This is a genomic window from Streptomyces rhizoryzae, from assembly GCF_023155275.1.
GTDB lineage: Bacteria > Actinomycetota > Actinomycetes > Streptomycetales > Streptomycetaceae > Streptomyces > Streptomyces rhizoryzae.
On record NZ_JALMUV010000058.1, the window covers coordinates 1 to 20525 of the forward strand.

The window sequence follows — 20525 nt, forward strand, 5'->3', positions numbered from 1 at the left end:
GTGTGGGGGTGGGGTCGGTGGGGGTGGCCAGGGGGACGTATGCGCGCAGGGTGAAGCCGCGGGAGCCGGCGGCCGGGCCGGTCTCCAGCCGGCCGTCGGTGAGCGCGAGCCGCTCGCGGAGCCCGGCCAGGCCGTTGCCGTCGTACCGGGAGCGGGGCGGGCCGTCGCCGTCGTCGGTCACCGTCAGGCACAGGCAGCGGCGCCCGTCGGCCTCCTCCTCGGTGAGCAGCAGCTCGCAGCGGCGGGCGCCGCTGTGCCGGACGACGTTGGTGACCGCCTCCCGCAGCGCCCAGGCCAGCGCGCCCTCGGTGTCCTCGGTCAGCCCGCGGTGCCCGCTCTCCAGGGCCGGGTCGACGCCCGGCGCCACCCCGGCGGTACGCAGCGCGGCGCGGGCGCCGGCCAGCTCGACGGCGAGGCGGGGGCGGCGGTAGCCGGTGACCGCCTCGCGGACGTCCACCAGCGCCTGGCGGCTGACCCGCTCGATGTCGGCGACCTGCTTGGCGGCCTCCTCGGGGCTGCCCGGCAGCATCCGGCCGGCCAGCTCGCTCTTGAGCGTTATCAGCGACAGGGAGTGGCCCAGCAGGTCGTGCAGGTCGCGGGCGAGGCGCAGCCGCTCCTCGTTGGCGGCGAGGCGGGCGACCTCCTCCCGGGCGGCGCGCAGCTCCTGGGTGGTGCGGATGAGGTTCTGCACGCCGATCATGACGTAACCGCTGCCGAGGGCGGGCAGGGCGTAGGCGAAGAGGTAGTAGGCGCGTATCTCCGGAAAGCGGGCGCCGACGCCGATCAGCACCGCGGTGATGACCGGTATCGCCCAGCGGGAGCGCTGCCAGGGCAGCACCACCGCGGAGGCCACGCTGGTGAAGATGAAGAGCACCAGCCAGGTGGAGCCGAGCGTCCAGGTCAGGGCGACGGACAGCATGAGCATCAGCGCCAGCGGGGTGTAGCGCAGGGAGAGCGGAGGGCGCCACCACACGTGACGGAAGATCAGCAGGGCGTAGGCGAGGACGTAGAGCGCGAGGCCGATGGCGCCCCAGACCCGCTGCCCGGTGGAGAAGCGGGGGTCGGCCAACTCGCCCACCGGGCCGGCGAGGTAGAGCAGCCAGACGCCGACCCACATCGTCTTGCCCACGGCCTGGCGGCGGCTGCGCGGCCGCTGGCCGATCATGACCGGGTTGCGGTCGTCGGGTGCGCTCCTCGTCTCCACCGGTCTCATGCCTTCCGGGTGTCCTTGCGGTAGAGCCAGGCCGCGGCACCCGCGAAGAGCAGGCCGTAGCCCAGCAGAATCGCCATGTCCTTGGCGTGGGGGGCGCTGCCGCCCTCGACGGCGGTGCCCAGCGCGGTGTAGGCGTGCGTCGGCAGCCACTCGGAGACGTTCTGCACCCACTGCGGCAGCAGGGTCATCGGCATCCACAGGCCGCCGAGGAACGCCAGCGCGAAGTAGACCAGCATCGAGATCGGGCGGACCGCGTCGCCGGTGGCGAGATAGCCGATGGCGACGCCCAGGGCGGCGAAGACGAAGCTGCCGAGCCAGGTGCCGGCGGCGATGGCGCCCCACTGCCAGGGCTCCAGGCGGACGTCCTTGACCACCGCGGCGACGCCCAGGACGACCAGGATGGAGGGCAGGCTGACCGTCGCCGCGGCGGCTATCTTGGCGGCCACGTAGCCGCGGCCGGGCAGCGCGGTCAGCCGCAGCTGGCGCACCCAGCCGGCCTGGCGCTCCTTGGCGATGCGCTCGCTGTTGCCCAGCAGGACGGCGGTCATGGCGCCGAACGCGGCCATGGAGACCATGTAGTACAGGCCGGTGCTCAGGCCCGTGCCGGGGATCGGCTTGCGGTCCGCGGCGCCCGCGACGATGAGGTAGAGCGCCGGCGGGTAGATCACCGAGAAGAACATGAACTTCTTGTTCCGCAGGGTGCGGAGGATCTCCAGCTTGATCAGGGTGGTCATCGGGCCGCCTCCTCGGCGGTGGTCAGGGCGAGGAACGCCTGCTCCAGGCCGAGGCCGGAGACTTCGAGGTTGCGCGGGTAGAGGCCGAGGCCGTAGAGGGCGTGGACGGTGGCGTCGGCGTCCTGGGACCGGATGCGGACGGTGTGCCCGGAGCCGCTGCCGGCGACGGTCAGGGCGGTGAGGTGCGGCAGCGCCTCCAGCGCGGCGCGGTCGGCCGGCCCGTCGAGGTCGAAGGTGATCCGGCGGGCGCCGGCCCGGGCCTTGATCTCGGCGGCGGTGCCGTCGGCCAGCACCCGGCCGCGGTGCAGCACGATCACCCGGTCGGCGATCTCGTCGGCCTCCTCCAGATAGTGGGTGGCGAAGAGGACCGTGCGGCCCTCCTCGGCCTGGCGGCGCATCGCGCCCCAGAACGTCTGCCGGGACGCGACGTCCATACCGGTGGTGGGCTCGTCGAGCACGATGAGGTCGTTGGCGCCGGCGGTGGCGAGGGCGAAGCGGACCCGCTGCTCCTGGCCGCCGGAGAGCTTGCCGACCGTGCGGTCGGCGATGTCCGTGATCCCGGCGGCGGTGAGGATCTGCTCGACGGAATGGCCACGCGGGTGCAGGTCGCGGGCCAGCCGCACCAGCTCGCGGACCTTGACGCCCTCCATCAGGCCGCCGCTCTGGAGCATCGCGCCGACCCGGCCCTGCGCTATCGCGCGCTGCGGGGCGGTGCCGAACAGGGACACCGTGCCGGTGTCGGGGGTGCGCAGGCCGAGGAGGAGGTCGAGGGTGGAGGACTTGCCCGCGCCGTTCGGGCCCAGGAGGGCCACGGTCTCACCGGGGTGCAGCTCCAGGCGCAGGTCGGCCACCGCGCGCACCGCGCCGTAGCTCTTGCCGACCCCCTGGAAGCTGACCACCGGAACAACCGCCGCGTCGGGCGCGGTGCCGGCCGGAGTGGTAGCTGTCGTCGTCATGGCATCCAGCTTCGGTGATCCGCGCGTGGTCCGGCAGTGTCAGGTGTCCGCAGGCCGGCATGACAGATGTCATGGGTGAGGCCCCCTAGGGGTCGTCCCGGAGGATTCTCCCCAGAGGGCCTCTGACCTGCGCTTTCGTCAGTGTACGGCGAGGTGCGGGCGAGCCGGTGCGGCCGTCAGCTGCCGTTCGTGGCGATGGTCTGCACGCGCTCGGCGGGGGTCTTGCCGACCAGCGCCCGGCCCACCGCGCCGGCCACCTCCTCGACGCTGACCGGGTGCTTGCTGCCGTCGCCCTTGGTCACCATGACGCCCTCGAAGGTGGTGCCGTAGAGCTCCTTGAGCGCCGGCCGGTCGTAGTACGGCACCAGCTGGCCGTCCACGATCTTGAAGGACAGGAACTTCGGGATGGACTTCTGCGGGCTGAAGGAGACCGTGTGCAGCGCGTCCGTGCGGACGGTGATCATGCCGGACATGGCCGGCTCGGCGAACTCCTTGAGCGCCTTGTCCACCGCGGCCTTGGTGACCCGGGGCTGCTGGGTGGTGGCGGCGAGCACCACGGGGGCGTCGCTGCCGGTGCTGAAGCGGTTGAGGTACGCCTGGGTGATCTTGTCCTCGGAGGCGGCGGGGTCGATCGCCTTGTGCGGCGCCCCGTAGTGCGGCACCGCCTTGCCGTCCTCGAAGGTGATCCCGCCGTCCGCGTCGGCGCCCGCGGGCCCGGCGACGTTCCGCAGCGCGACCGCCAGCTTCTCCTTGTCGGTGATCACCGCGGGCTGGGCGGTGCGCTTGACGCCGAAGAGGGAGCCGACGACGGAGACCGGGTTGTAGTCCCGGCCGGCGGCGTTGCGGACCGTGGCCTGGAGGTCGATGTCCAGCCCGGCCCGGGCGGGCAGCAGGGTCTCGGGCTTGCCGTCGACGGTGAGCTTGAGCGGCGCGGTGCGGCGGTCCTTCAGGGCCGCCTCCAGCTTCTTGACCGCCTCGTCCTTGGAGGTGCCGCCGATCTCCACGCCGAGCGCGGTGGTGTTGTTGGGCACGTCGGCGTGGTCGAGCAGCAGCCCGGCGCCGTACGCGACGCCCGCCAGCACCACGACCGCGACACCGGCCAGCACCAGCTTGCTGCGGCCCTTCTTGGGCGGGTTGATCGGCTCGGGGATCTTGGGGCGCGACTTGGGGGCGGCGCTGCCGGTGCCGTTCCCGGTGCCGCCGCCGGCCGCGCCGGCGAACGGGTCGGCGGCCGCCGGGCCGTCGTCCCCCGGGACCTTCGGGATGCCGCTGACCAGGGTGTCGCCGGAGACCCGGCCACCGGAACGGCCGCCCTTGGGGCCGCCCTTGGGGCCGGACCCGCCGGGCTTGCCGGGCTTGCCGGCCCGGTCCTGGCGGGCGGCGGTGCCGCCCGCGATCCCGCCGGGCCCGGTCGGCGGCGCCGGGGGCTGCGGGGTCAGCTCGGCGGTGTCGTCGCTCAGCCGCGCGGCGCTCGCGCCCGCGCTGGGGTCGCTGAAGCCGGGCGGGAGATCGAGGGCCGAGTCGCCGCGCGCCGGGCCGGCCGTCGGGCCGCTGGGGCCCGCGCCACCGCCCGCCGGGGCGTCGAACGGGCTGTGGTCGCGGGCCGGCCGCGCCGGGGCGTCGAACGGCGAACCGCCGTGCGGACCGCCGTCGAAGGGCGACGCGGCGCCCCGGGGGCCGCCGTCGAACGGGGACGGGCCGGTCAGCGGGTCGCCACCCGGGGCGTCGCCGCCGAGCGGATCGCCGCCCAGGGGGTCCGCGCCCAGCGGGTCGCTCCCGGACGGCGCCCCGTGGCCGCGGGGGCCGTCGAAGGGCGTGCCGCCGCTCTGCGGGGCGGACCCGGAGGCCGGGGCGTCCGAGAAGTACGGGAGGTCCGGGCGGCGCGCGGCGGTGCCGCCGTCCGCACCGGCCGCCGGCCGGGCCCCGGTGGCCGGGGCCTTCCCGCCGGCCTGGCCCTGCGGCTTGCGCGGGGCGAACCAGTCGCTGGTCGTCTTCTCCTTCGGGGCGGCGGGCTTCTCCGCCGCCTGCGGCCGCGGCGTGTCCGCCGTCCGCTCGGCGGCCCGCTCACCGCCGGCCGGTCCGGACGAGGTCCCCCGGGAACCGGGCGAGCCGGCGGAACCGCCGGATGCAGCCGATGCGTTCATGCCGGACTCCTCACCGACGGGCTTGCGCACGACGACCGGCGGGATGGGGCGGGACCCCGGAATGTTGATCTTGATCCGCGTCGTCAGCGTGGTCTCGGTTCTGGGCTCCTCGGGCCGCTCCCCGGCTCCGGGCGCCGGCGTCTCGCCGGCCTCTCCCCTGGGCGAGCCGTAGGGCGGTGTCCCCGAGGGGTACACGGCTCCGCCACGGCCCCCAGGGCCGGAGGACGAACTGTCAGATTCACGACTCAAAGCAGGTTCTCCCGGTTGGCTCCGCCGCTCGTCAGAGATGATCCCCGGCCTCAGGCCGGGAGGTGCCCCCAGGGCGGCGCGGCGGCGCGCACCACCATACTGGCCGCCGCCGGGCGGCACCCCGGGTGCGCGGGACCCCCGCCCACCCGGCCGGCGGCCCGGAGAACCCGCCGGTCACCCGGAACCGCGCGGCATCCGTCCCTGTATGGACCACGTCATCCGCCGACTCGGCCCGGTGGCGGCCCGGCGGCGCGCAGCCGGGTCCCGGTGGCGCAGATCACAGCGATCACGATGCCGCCCAGCAGGAAGGCGTACGACCCGAGCCCCGGCCCGAAGAGGAAGTCACCCTCCGGCCGGACGTCGCTGATCAGCAGGAAGACCGTCACCAGCCAGGCGGCGCCGGGGACCAGGACGCCGCCCGCGGTGCCGGCGGCCCGCCCGCCACCGTGGAAGAGGCCGCCGAGGCCGGCCAGCGCCAGCAGCAATCCGCCCGGGAACCAGGCCGCTTGCAGCAGCGAGCCGGCGGCGGCGACCAGGGCGCCGGCGACCAGCAGGAGGACGTAGAGGCCGACCCGGCCCGGGGTGAGCGGCGCACCGGCCGCCGGTCCGCCCGCCGGTGCCGCGGGGGTGCCGCCGCGCGCCGCGGCCGGGCCGCCGCCGGACGCCCGGGTCCGCCGGCCCCGGCCGGCGCCGTCCTTGCCCGCACCGCCCTTGGGGGCGCCGCCCTTGCCCGCGGTTCCGCCGCCGTTGGCCGTACTCATTCCGCCGCCTCCTCAATCCGGGCACTCTCCTGCATACCCGTCGAACCGGTCGATTCCCCTACGCCCGCGAAGAGATCGTCCTCACGCTCCCCGGCGGCCGCCCCGGACACCCCCCGCACCAGCCGGTAGTGCTCGGTGGTGACGAGCGGCTGGCCCAGGTCGTTCGAGAGCGCGAAGTACGCCCCGTCGACCACGATCTGCGTGGCGTGCGCCCGCATCGCCGCGGCCTTCGCGTCCGCACAGCGGCCGGCGCCGGCGAGCGAGGTGGTGACCTCCTCGTCCGGGACCACCCCGGGGATGTCGTCCACCTCCGAGACCCCGGAGAAGCGGTGGCGGGTGGCGCGCAGTGCGGCCAGGCCCGCCTCGACCTCCGAGCGGGGGTTGCAGTTCCAGTAAATCTTTTCGATCGCATATGCGCTGCCCAGGTCCGGTCGGAAACCGGGGTCCGCGGCCAGCTCGGCGCCCCGCATGGCGACGCGGTGGGCCTGGATGTGGTCGGGGTGACCGTATCCGCCGTTCGGGTCATAGGTGACCAGCACCTGGGGGCGGACCTCGCGGATGACCGCGACGAGGTGGGCCGCCGCCTCGTCGACCGGCGCCCGCCAGAAGGAGCCCGGCCGGTCGTTCTGGGGCGCGCCGCGCATACCGGAATCGCGGTAGCGGCCGGGCCCGCCGAGGAAGCGGTGGTCGCCGACCCCGAGCGCGGCCATCGCCTCGGCCAGCTCGCGGACGCGGTACGGGCCCAGGGTGTCGTCGCGGTCGGGCGCCAGGTGGGCGAGCGCGGGCGGGATGACCTCGCCCTCCTCGCCGCGGGTGCAGGTCACCAGGGTGACCTGCGCACCGTCGGCCGCGTACCGGGCCATGGTGGCGCCGTTGTTGATCGACTCGTCGTCCGGGTGCGCGTGCACCAGGAGGAGGCGGCGGGCGGGGGCGGGCAGCTCGGTCATGCCGACAGCCTACGAGGCGCCCCCCGGCCCGCCCGCGGGCGACCGGAACGGGCCCGTCAGAACTTGATGCCGCCGAGCATCCCCGCGACGTTGGTCGTCAGGCTCTTGATCGTCGGGGCGATGGAGGAGCTGGCCAGATAGAAGCCGAGCAGCATACAGACGAAGGCATGCACCGCCTTCAGTCCGGACTTCTTGATCAACAAGAAGACGACGATCGCCAGCAGCACCACCGCCGAAATCGAGAGTGCCACGGCGGCCCACCTCCAAGTACACACGGTCCGGACAGAATTGACGGTACGTGAGACACCGGGACGGCGCCACGTACCCGGGTGTGCCAAGGGCTCCTTACCCCACACCCACTACGCGCATGGGATCATAACTTTCCGTCCGCGCGCATAAGTCGGTGCACCGGAGCACGGCGGGGGCGCACGCCGTTTCGGCGGGTACGTCCCCCGCGGCCAGCTTCCCCCGTAGGCTCGGCGCCATGACCGGACAGCTGCCCTTCCCCCGGCACTCCGCGCGCACCCAGCGCTTCACCCTCGGCGCCCCGCGCGATGTCGCCCTGGCCCCCGACGGCTCCCGTGTGGTCTTCCTGCGGTCCCCCTCCGGCACCGACCGCAGCCACCGGCTCCAGGTCCTGGACCTGGACAGCGGAAAGGAGTTCACCGCCGCCGATCCGCGGACCCTGCTGGCCGGCGCGGACGAGGAGCTGCCACCGGAGGAGCGGGCCCGCCGCGAGCGCAGCCGCGAGGGCTCGGCGGGCATCGTCGGCTACGCGGTCGACGCCGCGGTGGAGTTGGCCGCCTTCACCCTCTCGGGACGGCTGTTCGTCTCGGAGCTGCGCGCCGGCACCACCCGCGAACTGCCCGCCGCCGGCCCGGTCGTGGATCCCCGCCCCTCCCCCGACGGCCGCCGGGTCGCCTATGTGGCGGGCGGCGCGCTGCGGGTCGTCGCGGCGGACGGCGGCGGCGACGGCGGCCCCGCGGCCGGGGACGCGGACCGGGCGCTGGCGGAGCCGGACGGGCCCGGCGTCACCTGGGGGCTGGCGGAGTTCATCGCGGCCGAGGAGATGAGCCGCCACCGGGGCTTCTGGTGGTCGCCGCAGAGCGACCGGCTGCTGGCCGCCCGGGTGGACGAGAGCCCGGTGGCCCGCTGGTGGATCGCCGATCCCGCACACCCCGACCGGGAGCCGGCGCAGGTCGCCTACCCGGTGGCGGGCAGCGCCAACGCCGAGGTCACCCTGGCGCTCATCGGGCTGGACGGGTCGCGGACGGACGTCAGCTGGGACACCGCGCGCTATCCCTATCTGGCGCGCGTCCACTGGTCGGCGGCCGGGCCGCCGCTGCTGCTGGTGCAGACCCGGGACCAGCGCGCCCAGCGCTATCTGATGGTCGACACCGCCACCGGCGCGACCACCGTGGTGCACGAGGACGAGGACCCGGTGTGGGTCGAGCCGTATCCGGGGGTGCCGGCCTGGACGCCGGACGGGCGCCTGGTGCGGATCGCCGACGAGGGCGGGGTGCGCAAGCTGTTCGCCGGCGACCGGCCGCTGACCGGCGAGCCGCTGCACGTCCGGGCGGTGCTGGACATCGGCGAGGACGACGTCCTGTTCTCCGCCAGCGGGCCGGACACCCACGACATCGGGGTCTACCGCGCGTGGTTCCGCGGCAGCGGCGACCAGGGCGGCTGGCAGCGGCTGGGCGGACGGCCGTACCCGACGGTGTCCTCCGCGGTGCGGTCCGGGGAGCTGACGGTGCTGACCCAGGCGTCACTGGAGTGGCCGGGGACCCGCACGGAGGTGGTCCGCCCCGGACCGGACGGCGGCGCCGAGGTGGTCGCCACCCTCGGCTCGTATGCCGAGACGCCGGGTCTCACCGCCCGGCCGCGACTGGTGCGCGCCGGCGAGCGGGAGATCCCGTGCGCGGTGCTGCTGCCGTCCGGCTACCGCGAGGGCGACGGTCCGCTGCCGGTGCTGATGGACCCGTACGGCGGTCCGCACGGCCAGCGGGTGGTCGCCGCGCACCACGCCCACCTGACCTCGCAGTGGTTCGCCGACCAGGGCTTCGCGGTGGTGGTGGCGGACGGCCGGGGCACCCCGGGCCGCTCCCCCGGGTGGGAGAAGGCGGTCTCCCGGCGGCTGGGGCCGGTGGCCCTGGAGGACCAGGTGGCCGCGCTCCGGGCGCTGGCCGGGTCCTTCCCCCTCGATCTGGGGCGGGTGGCGATCCGCGGCTGGTCGTTCGGCGGCTATCTCGCGGCGCTGGCCGCGCTGCGCCGCCCGGACGTCTTCCACGCCGCGGTGGTCGGGGCGCCGGTGACCGATCTGCGGCTGTACGACACCCACTACCAGGAGCGGTATCTGGGCCACCCGGACGAGGAGCCGGCGGTCTACGCCCTCAACTCCCTGGTCACCGATGAGGGGTTGTCCGGGGCGGTGGAGCCGCACCGGCCGATGCTGATCGTGCACGGCCTGGCGGACGACAACGTGGTGGTGGCGCACTCCCTGCGGCTCTCCTCCGCGCTGCTGGCGGCGGGCCGGCCGCACGAGGTGCTGCCGCTGTCGGGCGTGACGCACATGGCGTCCCAGGAGCAGGTGGCCGAAAACCTCCTGCTGCTCCAAGTGGACTTCCTCAAGCGGTCCTTGGGCCTGGTCTGACGCGGGCCGGCCGGCGCCCGCCCGGCGGGCGGCGCCGGTGGGCGGCGCCGGTGGGGCTGCCCGCAGTGTGGACACCGCGCGCCGGGCGCGCGGTGGCGTTCTCCCACGTCCACGGCATCGACGCATTCGTAAACCCGCCACCACAGGTTTATACCAATCTCACCCCCCGGACAAGGGGCACTGCGGGACCACCGGGCGGAACGGGCACAAAAGGAGAGCCGGCCGGGACACCCAGGGCGTCCCGGCCGGTCTACGGCACCCGCACGGCCGTACGGTGTTCATCATGGCGCGTCCGCATATCGGTGATGCGACAGGTAAGTTACCGCCGCGTTACGGCGATAGGTGACGCTATGTCCGTCATGCCGTACATGACGGCCGCATGTCAAGCACGCCCGGGCGTCAATCTGCGCAATGTTCGCTCAAGAAGCGAACGACCTGTGCACAAGCACACCGCATGCCCTTGACTCCGCCGTAAATCACTTGCGAAAGTCGCGCTCATCCAGCGGTGCGACCGGTGCCGCTTCACGTTCCAAGAGAACTCGGCGCGGGGGCACTTCGCGATGACCAGTCCATCCCAGACCGCGGTAAGCACGTCCGAAACCCCGGGGCGCGCGTCCAAAGGTCTGAAGAAGGAAAAGAAGAGCACGGGCGGTGAGCTGGTAGGCCGTTCCCCCGGGCAGTTGATGTGGGCGCGTTTCAAACGCGACCGCACCGGCGTGATCTGCGGAATCGTGGTGCTCGCGTTCTTCGTCGTCGCGGCGCTGTCACCGGTGATCGCCTCGCTCTACGGCAAGAGTCCGTACACGCTCTACGGGAGCGAAGATCCCAGTCTCCTGGACGAGTTCAGTTATCCGGCCGGGCCCAACGGCGGAATCTCCGGCGATTTCTGGTTCGGTATCGAACCGGGCCTCGGCCGCGACCTGTTCACCAACCTGCTGTACGGCATGCGCACCTCGCTGGGCATCTCGCTCGCGGTCACCATCCTGGTGGTCGTGACCGGCACCGTCATCGGCATCGCGGCGGGCTACCTGGGCGGCAAGACCGACTACTGGGTCGGCCGGCTGATCGACTTCCTGCTCGCCTTCCCCAGCCAGCTGACCTTCGTGGCGTTCATGCCCGCGGTGATCGCCATCTTCGTGGCACCGGGCGACGAGACCCCCACCTACATCCGGGTGATCGCGCTGATCCTCGTGCAGTGGGCACTGGGGTGGATGGGCCTGGCCCGTCTGCTGCGCGGCCAGGTGATGTCCCTGCGGGAGCGCGACTTCGTCGAGGCCGCGCGGATCACCGGCGCCTCCCCCTGGCGGATCATCACCAAGGAGCTGCTGCCCAACGTGGTGACGCCGATCCTGGTCCAAAGCACCTACATGCTCCCGCTGTTCGTGACGGCGGAGGCCGGTCTGTCGTTCATGGGCGTCGGCATCGTGGACCCGACCCCCGACTGGGGCCGGCTGTTCAAGACCGCGGGCCAGATCTACGAGAACGACCCGACCTTCCTCCTCTTCCCCGGCGCCGCGATGGTGATCTTCGTCCTCTGCTTCAACCTGCTGGGGGACTCGGTCCGGGACGCGTTCGACCCCAAGTCCGGGCGCTGACCGCCCTCTTGACGGGGGCAGCTGTCACCCCCGCGCCGGTGGCGCACCGGATGCGCCAGACAGCACATCGGACAACGACTGACAGGCAGGTGCTTGGATCCTCATGAAGACACTCTCCACGCGTAGAACCCGCGCGGCGATCGTGGCCCTGGCGGCCGGTTCCCTCGCGCTGACCGGGTGCAGCGGCGGCAGCAGCTCCGGCAAGGACAAGGCGCAGACCGACCAGGACGCGGCGGCCCAGTCGAAGGTCGTTCCGCTGGGTACCGCCTCCCAGTCCGCCGGCCCGGCGAAGGCGGTCCCCGGCGCGCAGAGCGGCGGCACCATCACCGTCTACCAGCGCGACAGCTACAACCACCTCGACCCGGCCCAGATGTACGTCAGCGACGTGGGCGACCTGGCCAAGTTGATCTTCCGTGGTCTGACCACGTACACCCAGGACGACAAGGGCAACAAGACGCTCGTCGGCGACCTCGCCACCGATGCCGGGAAGATGGCCGACGGCGGCAAGACCTGGACGTACACGCTCAAGGACGGCGTCAAGTTCGAGGACGGCCAGCCGATCACCTCGAAGGACATCCGGCACTCCATCGAGCGGATGTACGCGCCGTTCATCACCGAGGGCCCCACCTACGTCCAGCAGTGGCTGTCGGGCGCCGGCACGACCTACCGCAAGGCGCTGCCGGACGGTCCCTACAAGGGCGACCACCTTCCCAAGTCCGTCCTGGACACGCCGGACGACAAGACCATCGTCTTCCACTTCGCGGCGCCGCAGACGCAGCTGCCCTACGCGCTGGCCATGGCGGGCTACAGCGTCGTCCCGGACAGCGCCAAGGACACCAAGGACAACTACGACATCGCGCCGGTCACCAGCGGGCCGTACAAGATCGCGTCGTTCAAGTCCGGCAAGTCCATGGAACTGGTGAAGAACACCAACTGGGACCCCAAGACCGACCCGGCGCGCCACCAGTACGTCGACGGCTACAAGATCTCGTTCAACCACCAGTTCTCCGACTCCACCAAGCGGCTGATGGCCGACCAGGGCGAGGACAAGACCGCCCTCAGCTTCACCAACTCCGTGGACCCGTCGCTGACCAAGCAGGTGCTGAGCGACGCCAGCGCCAGCAAGCGCCTGGTGCAGGGCTACCAGCCCTACGTCTGGCAGCTGAACATGAACATGGACCGCCTCAAGGACAAGCGGATCCGTGACGCGATCACCTACGCGATGCCGAGCCAGCAGGTCGTCCGGATCGAGGGCGGCAGCTACGGCGGCGAGGTCGCCGGCGGTCTGCTCTCCCCGACCGTCGCGGGCTACGAGAAGGGCTACGACCCCTACGGCAAGCTGAAGAAGCCCAACGGCGACCCGGAGAAGGCCAAGCAGCTCCTGAAGGAAGCCGGCAAGGTGGGCATGAAGCTCGTCTACGCCTACGCCAACACCGAGATCCGGCAGCGGGAAGCGGTCGCCATCGCCGACGGGCTGACCAAGGCCGGCTTCGACGTGCAGAAGAAGGAGGTCGACTCCTCCTCCTGGTACCAGCAGATGGGCAAGGTCGACAACGGCTTCGACGTCTACCTGACCGGCTGGGGCCAGGACTGGGCGGACGCCTCGACCGTCATCCCGCCGTCCTACGACGGCACCACCATCGCTGACGGCGCGTCCAACTACTCGCACATCCGCGACCAGCACGTCACCGACGAGATCAAGCGCATCCAGCAGATCCCGGACGTGAAGAAGCAGACCGAGGAGTGGCAGAAGCTGCACCACTACATCGTGGAGAAGGTCAACCCGGCCGCCCCGGTGTTCTACACCAAGGTGCTCCAGCTGTACGGCTCCAAGATCGGCGGCATCCGCTACAACTCGGACACCAACTACCTCGACGTGAACACGCTGTTCATCAAGAAGTAAGCAGCACCGCACCTGACGCCGAAGGCATTCCGGAGTGCGCGCGCAAGGCGGGGCGCGCACTCCGGGGCCTTCCCGCCACCCCTCACCCCACTGCAGCCGCCGTCCTGAGAGCAGCGAACTGTCATGCTTCCCTTCCTCCTTCGCCGGACGATCGGCGCGGTCGTCATCCTCGTCCTGCTGAGTGCCTTCACCTTCTTCGTCTTCTTCTCCGTGGGTGACCCCGCGCTGATGGCCTGCGGTAAGAACTGCACGGCCGACAACGTCGCGCTGATCCACAAGAACCTGGGCCTGGACCAGCCCGTGCCGGTCCAGTACTGGCACTTCCTGGTCGGCATCTTCGCGGGACGCGACTTCACGCTCGGTCACTGCAGCGCCCCCTGCTTCGGCTACTCCTTCGCCACCAAGCAGGACGTCTGGTCCACGATGATGGACCGGCTGCCCCTCACCGCGTCGCTGGCCTTCGGCGGCGTCGTGGCCTTCCTGGCGATCGGCCTGGGCACCGGCCTGCTCGCGGCCTGGAAGCGCGGCTCGCTGCTGGACAAGACGGTCACCGGCATCTCGATGGTCCTCAGCTCGGTGCAGATCTACATCCTCGGCCCCGTCGTGCTGGGCATCTTCGTCTACAGCGGCATCATGGCCGCCCCGCAGTACGTGAACCTCACCAGCAACCCGTTCGGCTGGTTCATGGGCCTGCTGATCCCGTGGCTGGTGATGGCGACGATCTTCACCGCGCAGTACACCCGTATGGCGCGCTCGACGATGATCGAGCAGCTCCAGGAGGAGCACGTCCGCACCGCCAAGGCCAAGGGCATGCCGGCGCGCTACGTCTTCCTGCGGTACGCCTGGCGCGGTTCGCTGATCCCGATCGTCACCATCCTCGGTGTGGACCTCGGCTCGCTGTTCGGTGGCGCGATGATCACCGAGTTCACCTTCCAGCTGGCGGGGATCGGCCGGCTGGCGGTCGACTCCGTCGTCACCCTCGACCTGCCGATGGTGATGGGCGTGATGGTGTTCAGCGCCGCCCTGATCCTTTTCTTCAACATCATCGTGGATGCGGCGTACGCGTTCATCGACCCGCGCGTGCGCCTGTCCTAGGAGAGCCTGTCGTGACCACACTCACCAAGACCGAGGGGACCCCGGCCCCGAACGGATCCGGTTCTGCCGGCTCCTTCCTCTCCGTCCGCGACCTGCATGTCCGCTTCTCCACCGAGGACGGCATCGTCAAGGCGGTCGACGGCCTCTCCTTCGACCTGGAACGCGGCAAGACCCTGGGCATCGTCGGCGAGTCCGGCTCCGGGAAGTCCGTCACCAACCTCGCGGTGCTGGGGCTGCACAACCCCAAGGCCACCGAGATCACCGGTGAGATCCACCTGGACGGCCAGGAGCTGACCGGCGCCAAGGAGAAGACCCTGGAGAAGCTCCGGGGCAACAAGATGGCGATGATCTTCCAGGACGCGCTGACCGCCCTGTCGCCGTACTACACCGTCGGGCGGCAGATCGCCGAGCCGTTCATCAAGCACACCGGCGCCAGCAAGCGCGAGGGCCGGCAGCGCGCGATCGAGATGCTGACCAAGGTCGGCATCCCGCAGCCCAACCTGCGGGTGGACGACTACCCGCACCAGTTCTCCGGCGGTATGCGCCAGCGCGCGATGATCGCCATGGCGCTGGTCTGCAACCCGCAGCTGCTGATCGCCGACGAGCCGACCACCGCGCTGGACGTCACCGTGCAGGCGCAGATCCTCGACCTGCTCAAGGACCTCCAGCAGGAGTTCGGGTCCGCGATCATCATGATCACCCACGACCTCGGGGTGGTCGCCGACACCGCCGACGACCTGCTGGTCATGTACGCCGGGCGGGCGGTGGAGCGCGGCTCGGTCCGGGAGATCCTCACCGAGCCCCGGCACCCGTACACCTGGGGCCTGCTCAGCTCGATGCCGCGGCTGTCGTCGGACGTGAGCGAGTCGCTGCACCCGATCCCGGGCTCCCCGCCGAGCCTGCTCAACCCGCCGCCGGGCTGCCCGTTCCACCCGCGGTGCGCGTTCACCGCGGAGGTCGACGGCGGCCGGTGCTCGGGGGAGCGCCCGCCGCTGGCGCCGGGCCGGGCCGCCGCCTGCCACCTCACCGCCGAGCAGAAGCAGACCTTCTTCACCGAGCAGATCAAGCCCCGGCTGGGCTAGGGAGCGACCACGATGGCCAAGAACGACACCCTCCCGGCGCCCCGGGCCGCCGCGCCCGCGCAGGGCGAGCCGCTGCTCGTCGCGGAAGGACTGACCAAGCACTTCCCGATCTACGGCGGTTTCCCGTTCAAGCGGAAGGTCGGGGCCGTCCAGGCGGTCGACGGGCTGGACCTGACCGTGCACGCCGGCGAGAGCTTCGGCCTGGTCGGCGAGTCCGGCTGCGGCAAGTCGACCACCGGGCGGCTGCTGACCCGGCTGATGGAGCCCACCTCCGGCACGATCACCTACGCGGGTCACGACATCACCCACGCCAAGCGCAAGCAGTTGGCGCCGATCCGCTCCGAGATCCAGATGATCTTCCAGGACCCGTACGCCTCGCTGAACCCGCGGCAGACGGTCGGCACGATCATCAGCGGCCCGATGGAGATCAACGGGATCAACCCGCCCGGCGGCCGCGAGAAGCGGGTCCGGGAGCTGCTGGAGACCGTCGGTCTCAACCCCGAGCACTACAACCGCTTCCCGCACGAGTTCTCCGGCGGCCAGCGGCAGCGCATCGGCGTGGCCCGGGCGCTCGCCCTGGAGCCGAAGCTGATCGTCGCGGACGAGCCGGTCTCCGCGCTGGACGTCTCCATCCAGGCGCAGGTGGTCAACCTCCTCCAGGACCTCCAGCGCGAACTGGGCATCGCGTTCGTCTTCATCGCCCACGACCTGGCGGTGGTGCGGCACTTCAGCGAGCGGGTCGCGGTGATGTACCTCGGCAAGATCGTCGAGGTGGGCACCCGCGACGACATCTACCAGCGGCCGCGCCACCCGTACACCCACGCCCTGCTGTCGGCGGTGCCCGAGCCGAGGCTCGCCGAGGAGGGTGAGGAGCAGCGGGAGCGGATCCGGCTCGCCGGCGACGTGCCCTCGCCGGTCAACCCGCCGTCCGGCTGCCGCTTCCGCACCCGCTGCTGGAAGGCGCAGGAGAAGTGCGCGACCCAGGAGCCGCCGCTGGTCCAGCTGTCCGGCAACGGCGCCGGCCACCTGACGGCCTGCCACTTCCCCGAGGAGCCCACCACCGCGTCCCGCGGCGAGGACATCGTCCTGGACCCGGCGCTGGCGGCGATCGAGGAGGCCGTGGCCGGCGACGGCGACGGGACGTCCGCCGCGCAGGACTGACCCGCCCGTACCGCAGGACCGCAAAGCCCGCTTCCCGCCCGGGAGGCGGGCTTTCGCGCGGGGGCTCCCCGGGCCGGGCGCTACGTGTTCGGGACCACCCGCCGCTCCTCCGCGAAGTGGCAGGCGGAGGCGTGCCGCGCGGGTCCGGTGGCGTCCCGCAGGACGTCCGGGACCGCCAGCGGCGGCTCCACCCGGGCGCACAGCTCGCGCGCCTTCCAGCAGCGGGTGCGGAAGCGGCAGCCGGACGGCGGGTCGGCGGGCGAGGGCACGTCCCCGCTGAGCAGGATGCGCTCCCGGTGGGCGCGGGCCTCCGGGTCGGGCACCGGGACGGCGGAGAGCAGGGCCTGGGTGTACGGATGGGTGGGGTGGTCGTAGATCTGCTCGCCGGTGCCGGTCTCGACGATCTTGCCGAGGTACATCACCGCGACCCGGTCGGAGAGGTGGCGGACGACGGACAGGTCGTGCGCGATGAAGACGTAGGACAGCCCGAACTCGCCCTGGAGCCGGGCCAGGAGGTTGACGACCTGCGCCTGCACGGAGACGTCGAGGGCGGACACCGGTTCGTCCGCGACGATGATCTCCGGGCGGAGGGCCAGGCCGCGGGCGATGCCGATGCGCTGGCGCTGGCCACCGGAGAACTGGTGCGGATAGCGGTTGATGAACTCCGGGTTGAGCCCGACGACCTCCAGCAGCTCCTGGACCCGGCGCCGCCGGTCCCCCTTCGGCGCCGCCTCGGGGTGGATCGCGAAGGGCTCGCCGACGATGTCGCCGACCGTCATCCGGGGGTTGAGCGAGGTGTAGGGGTCCTGGAAGACCATCTGGATGTTGCGGCGGACGGCTTTCAGGGCGCGGCCGGACAGGCGGGTGATGTCCTGGCCGCGGTAGCCGATCCGGCCCGAGGTCGGCCGCTCCAGGCCGACCAGCATCCGGGCCACGGTGGACTTGCCGCAGCCGGACTCCCCCACGATCCCCAGCGTCTCGCCCGGCCGGAGGGCGAACGAGATCCCGTCGACCGCCTTGACCGCCCCCACCTGCTTCCTGACCAGCACCCCCCGGGTCAGCGGGAAGTGCTTGACCAGGTCGCGGACGTCCAGGAGCGGGTCATCGGGCGCCATCGAGGGTCTCCTTCCAGAAGTGGCAGGCGCTGGTGCGCTCCGGGCCGGCCTCGTACAGCGGCGGGCGGTCGGTGCGGCAGAGGTCGCGGGCCAGCGGGCAGCGGGGGTGGAAGGTGCAGCCCGGGGGGATGGCGGTGAGGCTGGGCGGCAGGCCCTTGATGGCGTACAGCGGGCGGTCCTTGGGGCCCAGGCGCGGGACGGACTCCAGCAGGCCGCGGGTGTACGGGTGGGCGGGGGCCTTGTAGAGCTGGTGGACGGGGGCGGTCTCCACGACCCGGCCGGCGTACATCACGGCGATGGTGTCGGCGACGTCGGCGACCACGCCCAGGTCGTGGGTGATCAGGATCAGCCCCATCCGGTACTCCCGGCGCAGCTCGGCGAGGAGGTCCATCACCTGGGCCTGGACGGTGACGTCGAGGGCGGTGGTCGGCTCGTCGGCGATGATCAGGGCGGGCTCAAGGGCCAGCGCCATGGCGATCATGATGCGCTGGCGCATACCGCCGGAGAACTGGTGCGGGTAGTCCCCCACCCGCTGCCGGGCCGCCGGGATGCCGACCCGTTCCATCAGCGCGACGGCCCTGGCCCGGGCGTCCTTGCGGGAGGCGCCGGTGTGCACCCGGAACATCTCGCCGAGCTGGGTGCCGACGCTGAGGACGGGGTTCAGCGCGGAGAGCGCGTCCTGGAAGATCATCGCCAGCTGGGCGCCGCGGATCCGGCGGCGCTCCTCCCGGCCCAGGGTCAGCAGGTCGCGGCCCCGGAAGAGGATCTGCCCGCCGGTGACGAAGCCGGGCGGGGAGTCGAGGATGCCCATCACGGCCTGGGCGGTGACGGACTTGCCGGAGCCGGACTCGCCGAGCACCGCGAGGGTCTGCCCGGCCGCGACGGTGTAGCTGACGCCGTTGACGGCCTTGGCCACGCCGTCCCGGGTGCGGAACTCCACCCGGAGGTCCCGGACGTCGAGCAGGGGCTGTGCCGGGGGCACGCCGCCTTCGGTCATCGTCACGCCTCCTCAGCGCAGCTTGGGGTCGAGGGCGTCGCGCACCGCGTCGCCGAGCATGATGAACGCCAGCACCGTCAGGCTCAGCGCGCCGGCCGGCCAGAGCAGCATGTGCGGCGCGTTGCGGATGTGGGTGGAGGCGGCGGAGATGTCGATGCCCCAGGAGACGGTGGGGGGTTTCAGGCCGGCGCCGAGGTAGGACAGGGTGGCCTCCAGCGCGATGTAGGTGCCCAGCGCGATGGTGGCGACGACGATGACGGGGGCGACGGCGTTGGGCGCGATGTGCCGCAGCAGCATCCGCCCGTTGCCGGCGCCCAGCGCCCGCGCGGCCTGGACGTAGTCGTTCTGCTTGGCGGTGACGACCGAGCCGCGGGCGATCCGGGCGACCTGCGGCCAGCCGAGCAGCACGATGAAGCCGACCACCGGCCAGACGGTGGTGCTGGTGACCACGGAGAGGAAGACCAGTCCGCCGAGCAGGACCGGGATGCCGAAGAAGATGTCGGCGAGCCGGGAGAGCAGCGCGTCCCACCAGCCGCCGAAGAAGCCGGCCAGGCCGCCGAGCAGGCTGCCCAGGAGGGCGGCGCCGGCGGTGGCGCAGGTGCCGACGGTGATGGAGGCCCGGGCGCCGTAGACGACGCGGGTGTAGACGTCGCGGCCCTGGAGGTCGTAGCCGAAGGGGTGGCCCGGTGCGGCGCCCTGCTGGGCCTTGGCGAGGTCGGCGCGGTAGGGGTTGCCGGTGGCGATCAGCTGCGGCCACAGGGCGATCACCACCAGGAAGACGATGACCAGCGCGGAGAGCACGAAGACCGGGTTGCGGCGCAGGTCGTGCCAGGCGTCGCTCCACAGGCTGCGGGGCCGGCCGGTGGGTGCGCCGCCGGGGGGCGGGGGCCCGGCGGCGTGGGCGCGTTCCAGCGACTCGGCCTCGCCGATGGCCAGCGCGGCGGTGCCGCCGTCGCCGTGGCCGATGGCTTCCTTGGGGACGTGCGGCTCAGGCATAGCGGATCCTCGGGTCGAGGACGGCGTACAGCAGGTCGACCAGCAGATTGGCGATGAGGAACACCAGCACCAGGATCGTCACGAATCCCACCACGGTCGGTGAATTCTGCCGGAGGATTCCCTGGTAGAGCTGGAATCCCACGCCGTGGATGTTGAAGATGCGCTCGGTGACGATGGCACCGCCCATCAGCGCGCCGATATCGGTGCCGATGAAGGTGACGACCGGGATCAGGGAATTGCGCAGCAGGTGGCGGGTGATGACCCGGCGCCGGGGCAGTCCTTTGGCGACCGCGGTGCGGATGTAGTCGGCGCGGGCGTTCTCCGCGATGGAGGTCCGGGTCAGCCGGGTGACGTAGGCGAGCGAGACCAGCGCCAGGACGAGTCCGGGCAGCAGCATTTCGTTCAGCGGGGTCTCGAACGCGACGGTCGGCGCGGCCCATTCGAGTTTCACCCCGAAGACGAACTGGAGCAGATAGCCGCTGACGAAGGTCGGGACGGACACCACGATCAGGGTGAGGACGAGCACGGTGGTGTCGATGCTCCGGCCGCGCCGCAGTCCGCTGAAGACCCCCAGCGCGATGCCCACGACCATTTCGATGACGACGGCGATCAGGGTGAGCCGGAGGGTGACCGGAAAGGCGGCGGCCATCAGCTCGGTGACCGGGCGGCCGTTGAACGCGATGCCGAAATTCCCCTGGAAGATCTGGCCCATGTAATGCGGGTACTGCTTCCACAGCGGCTGGTCGAGGTAGAGGTCGTGGCGGATCTGCGCGGCGGTGGCCGGGTCCGGGGCGCGTTCGCCGAACATCGCGGCCACCGGGTCGCCCAGCGCGTACACCATCAGGAAGATGAGGAAGGTGCTGCCGATGAACACCGGAATCATCTGGAGCAGCCGCCGGATCACATAACGTCCCATGAGCCCGC

At 72.0% G+C, this 20525-nt stretch carries 17 protein-coding genes; 6 read left to right on the forward strand and 11 right to left on the reverse strand.

The window, feature by feature from the left end:
• From MUU72_RS31460 to MUU72_RS31490, 7 genes are all read right to left on the reverse strand, one after another.
• Positions 1 to 1213, reverse strand: a 1213-nt coding sequence (locus MUU72_RS31460) for a sensor histidine kinase (RefSeq protein ID WP_248016845.1), incomplete at its 3' end; no start/stop codon positions are given.
• On the reverse strand, positions 1210 to 1947 hold the full coding sequence (locus MUU72_RS31465; protein WP_248016846.1) for an ABC transporter permease: 738 nt from the start codon (positions 1945 to 1947) through the stop codon (positions 1210 to 1212). The genes MUU72_RS31460 and MUU72_RS31465, both read right to left, overlap by 4 nt.
• On the reverse strand, positions 1944 to 2903 hold the full coding sequence (locus MUU72_RS31470; RefSeq protein ID WP_248016847.1) for an ABC transporter ATP-binding protein: 960 nt from the start codon (positions 2901 to 2903) through the stop codon (positions 1944 to 1946). The genes MUU72_RS31465 and MUU72_RS31470 overlap by 4 nt, the downstream gene beginning before the upstream one ends.
• A gap of 176 nt (positions 2904 to 3079) precedes the next feature.
• The gene (locus MUU72_RS31475) at positions 3080 to 5296 is read right to left on the reverse strand and encodes a hypothetical protein (protein ID WP_443743073.1); all 2217 of its coding nucleotides are present in this window, start codon (positions 5294 to 5296) and stop codon (positions 3080 to 3082) included.
• Positions 5297 to 5511: 215 nt separating this feature from the next.
• Positions 5512 to 6057 (reverse strand): DUF6113 family protein, encoded by a 546-nt coding sequence (locus MUU72_RS31480; RefSeq protein WP_248016849.1) that lies wholly within the window; start codon positions 6055 to 6057, stop codon positions 5512 to 5514.
• Entirely contained in the window at positions 6054 to 7004 is a 951-nt protein-coding gene (gene mshB, locus MUU72_RS31485) for an N-acetyl-1-D-myo-inositol-2-amino-2-deoxy-alpha-D-glucopyranoside deacetylase (protein ID WP_248016850.1), read from the reverse strand. Before mshB ends, MUU72_RS31480 begins: the two co-directional genes overlap by 4 nt.
• 56 nt (positions 7005 to 7060) lie before the next feature.
• Positions 7061 to 7255, reverse strand: coding sequence for a hypothetical protein (locus tag MUU72_RS31490; RefSeq protein ID WP_248016873.1), 195 nt, complete (start codon positions 7253 to 7255; stop codon positions 7061 to 7063).
• Between the two features lie 233 nt (positions 7256 to 7488).
• On the opposite strand from MUU72_RS31490, the gene MUU72_RS31495 reads away from it, so the two are divergent.
• From MUU72_RS31495 to MUU72_RS31520, 6 genes are all read left to right on the forward strand, one after another.
• Positions 7489 to 9657, forward strand: coding sequence for a S9 family peptidase (locus MUU72_RS31495; RefSeq protein ID WP_248016851.1), 2169 nt, complete (start codon positions 7489 to 7491; stop codon positions 9655 to 9657).
• Between the two features lie 560 nt (positions 9658 to 10217).
• Positions 10218 to 11252 (forward strand): ABC transporter permease, encoded by a 1035-nt coding sequence (locus MUU72_RS31500; protein WP_248016852.1) that lies wholly within the window; start codon positions 10218 to 10220, stop codon positions 11250 to 11252.
• A gap of 103 nt (positions 11253 to 11355) precedes the next feature.
• The gene (locus tag MUU72_RS31505; protein WP_248016853.1) at positions 11356 to 13155 is read left to right on the forward strand and encodes an ABC transporter substrate-binding protein; all 1800 of its coding nucleotides are present in this window, start codon (positions 11356 to 11358) and stop codon (positions 13153 to 13155) included.
• 123 nt (positions 13156 to 13278) lie between these two features.
• A complete protein-coding gene (locus MUU72_RS31510; protein ID WP_248016854.1) occupies positions 13279 to 14250 on the forward strand; it encodes an ABC transporter permease in 972 nt (323 codons plus the stop codon).
• 11 nt (positions 14251 to 14261) lie between these two features.
• Positions 14262 to 15332 carry an ABC transporter ATP-binding protein gene (locus tag MUU72_RS31515; protein ID WP_248016855.1) on the forward strand — a complete coding sequence of 357 codons (1071 nt, stop codon included), beginning with the start codon at positions 14262 to 14264 and terminating at the stop codon, positions 15330 to 15332.
• Between the two features lie 12 nt (positions 15333 to 15344).
• Positions 15345 to 16493, forward strand: a complete 1149-nt coding sequence (locus tag MUU72_RS31520) for an ABC transporter ATP-binding protein (protein WP_248016856.1) — start codon at positions 15345 to 15347, stop codon at positions 16491 to 16493.
• Between the two features lie 80 nt (positions 16494 to 16573).
• Here MUU72_RS31520 and MUU72_RS31525 read toward each other — a convergent pair whose 3' ends face one another.
• The 4 genes from MUU72_RS31525 to MUU72_RS31540 are packed head-to-tail and all read right to left on the reverse strand — an operon-like array spanning position 16574 to position 20517.
• Positions 16574 to 17608 (reverse strand): ABC transporter ATP-binding protein, encoded by a 1035-nt coding sequence (locus MUU72_RS31525; protein ID WP_248016857.1) that lies wholly within the window; start codon positions 17606 to 17608, stop codon positions 16574 to 16576.
• On the reverse strand, positions 17595 to 18605 hold the full coding sequence (locus MUU72_RS31530) for an ABC transporter ATP-binding protein (RefSeq protein ID WP_248016874.1): 1011 nt from the start codon (positions 18603 to 18605) through the stop codon (positions 17595 to 17597). Before MUU72_RS31530 ends, MUU72_RS31525 begins: the two co-directional genes overlap by 14 nt.
• A 12-nt stretch (positions 18606 to 18617) precedes the next feature.
• The gene (locus MUU72_RS31535; protein WP_248016858.1) at positions 18618 to 19601 is read right to left on the reverse strand and encodes an ABC transporter permease; all 984 of its coding nucleotides are present in this window, start codon (positions 19599 to 19601) and stop codon (positions 18618 to 18620) included.
• Positions 19594 to 20517, reverse strand: a complete 924-nt coding sequence (locus tag MUU72_RS31540; RefSeq protein WP_248016859.1) for an ABC transporter permease — start codon at positions 20515 to 20517, stop codon at positions 19594 to 19596. The genes MUU72_RS31535 and MUU72_RS31540 overlap by 8 nt, the downstream gene beginning before the upstream one ends.
• Positions 20518 to 20525 lie beyond the last annotated feature (8 nt).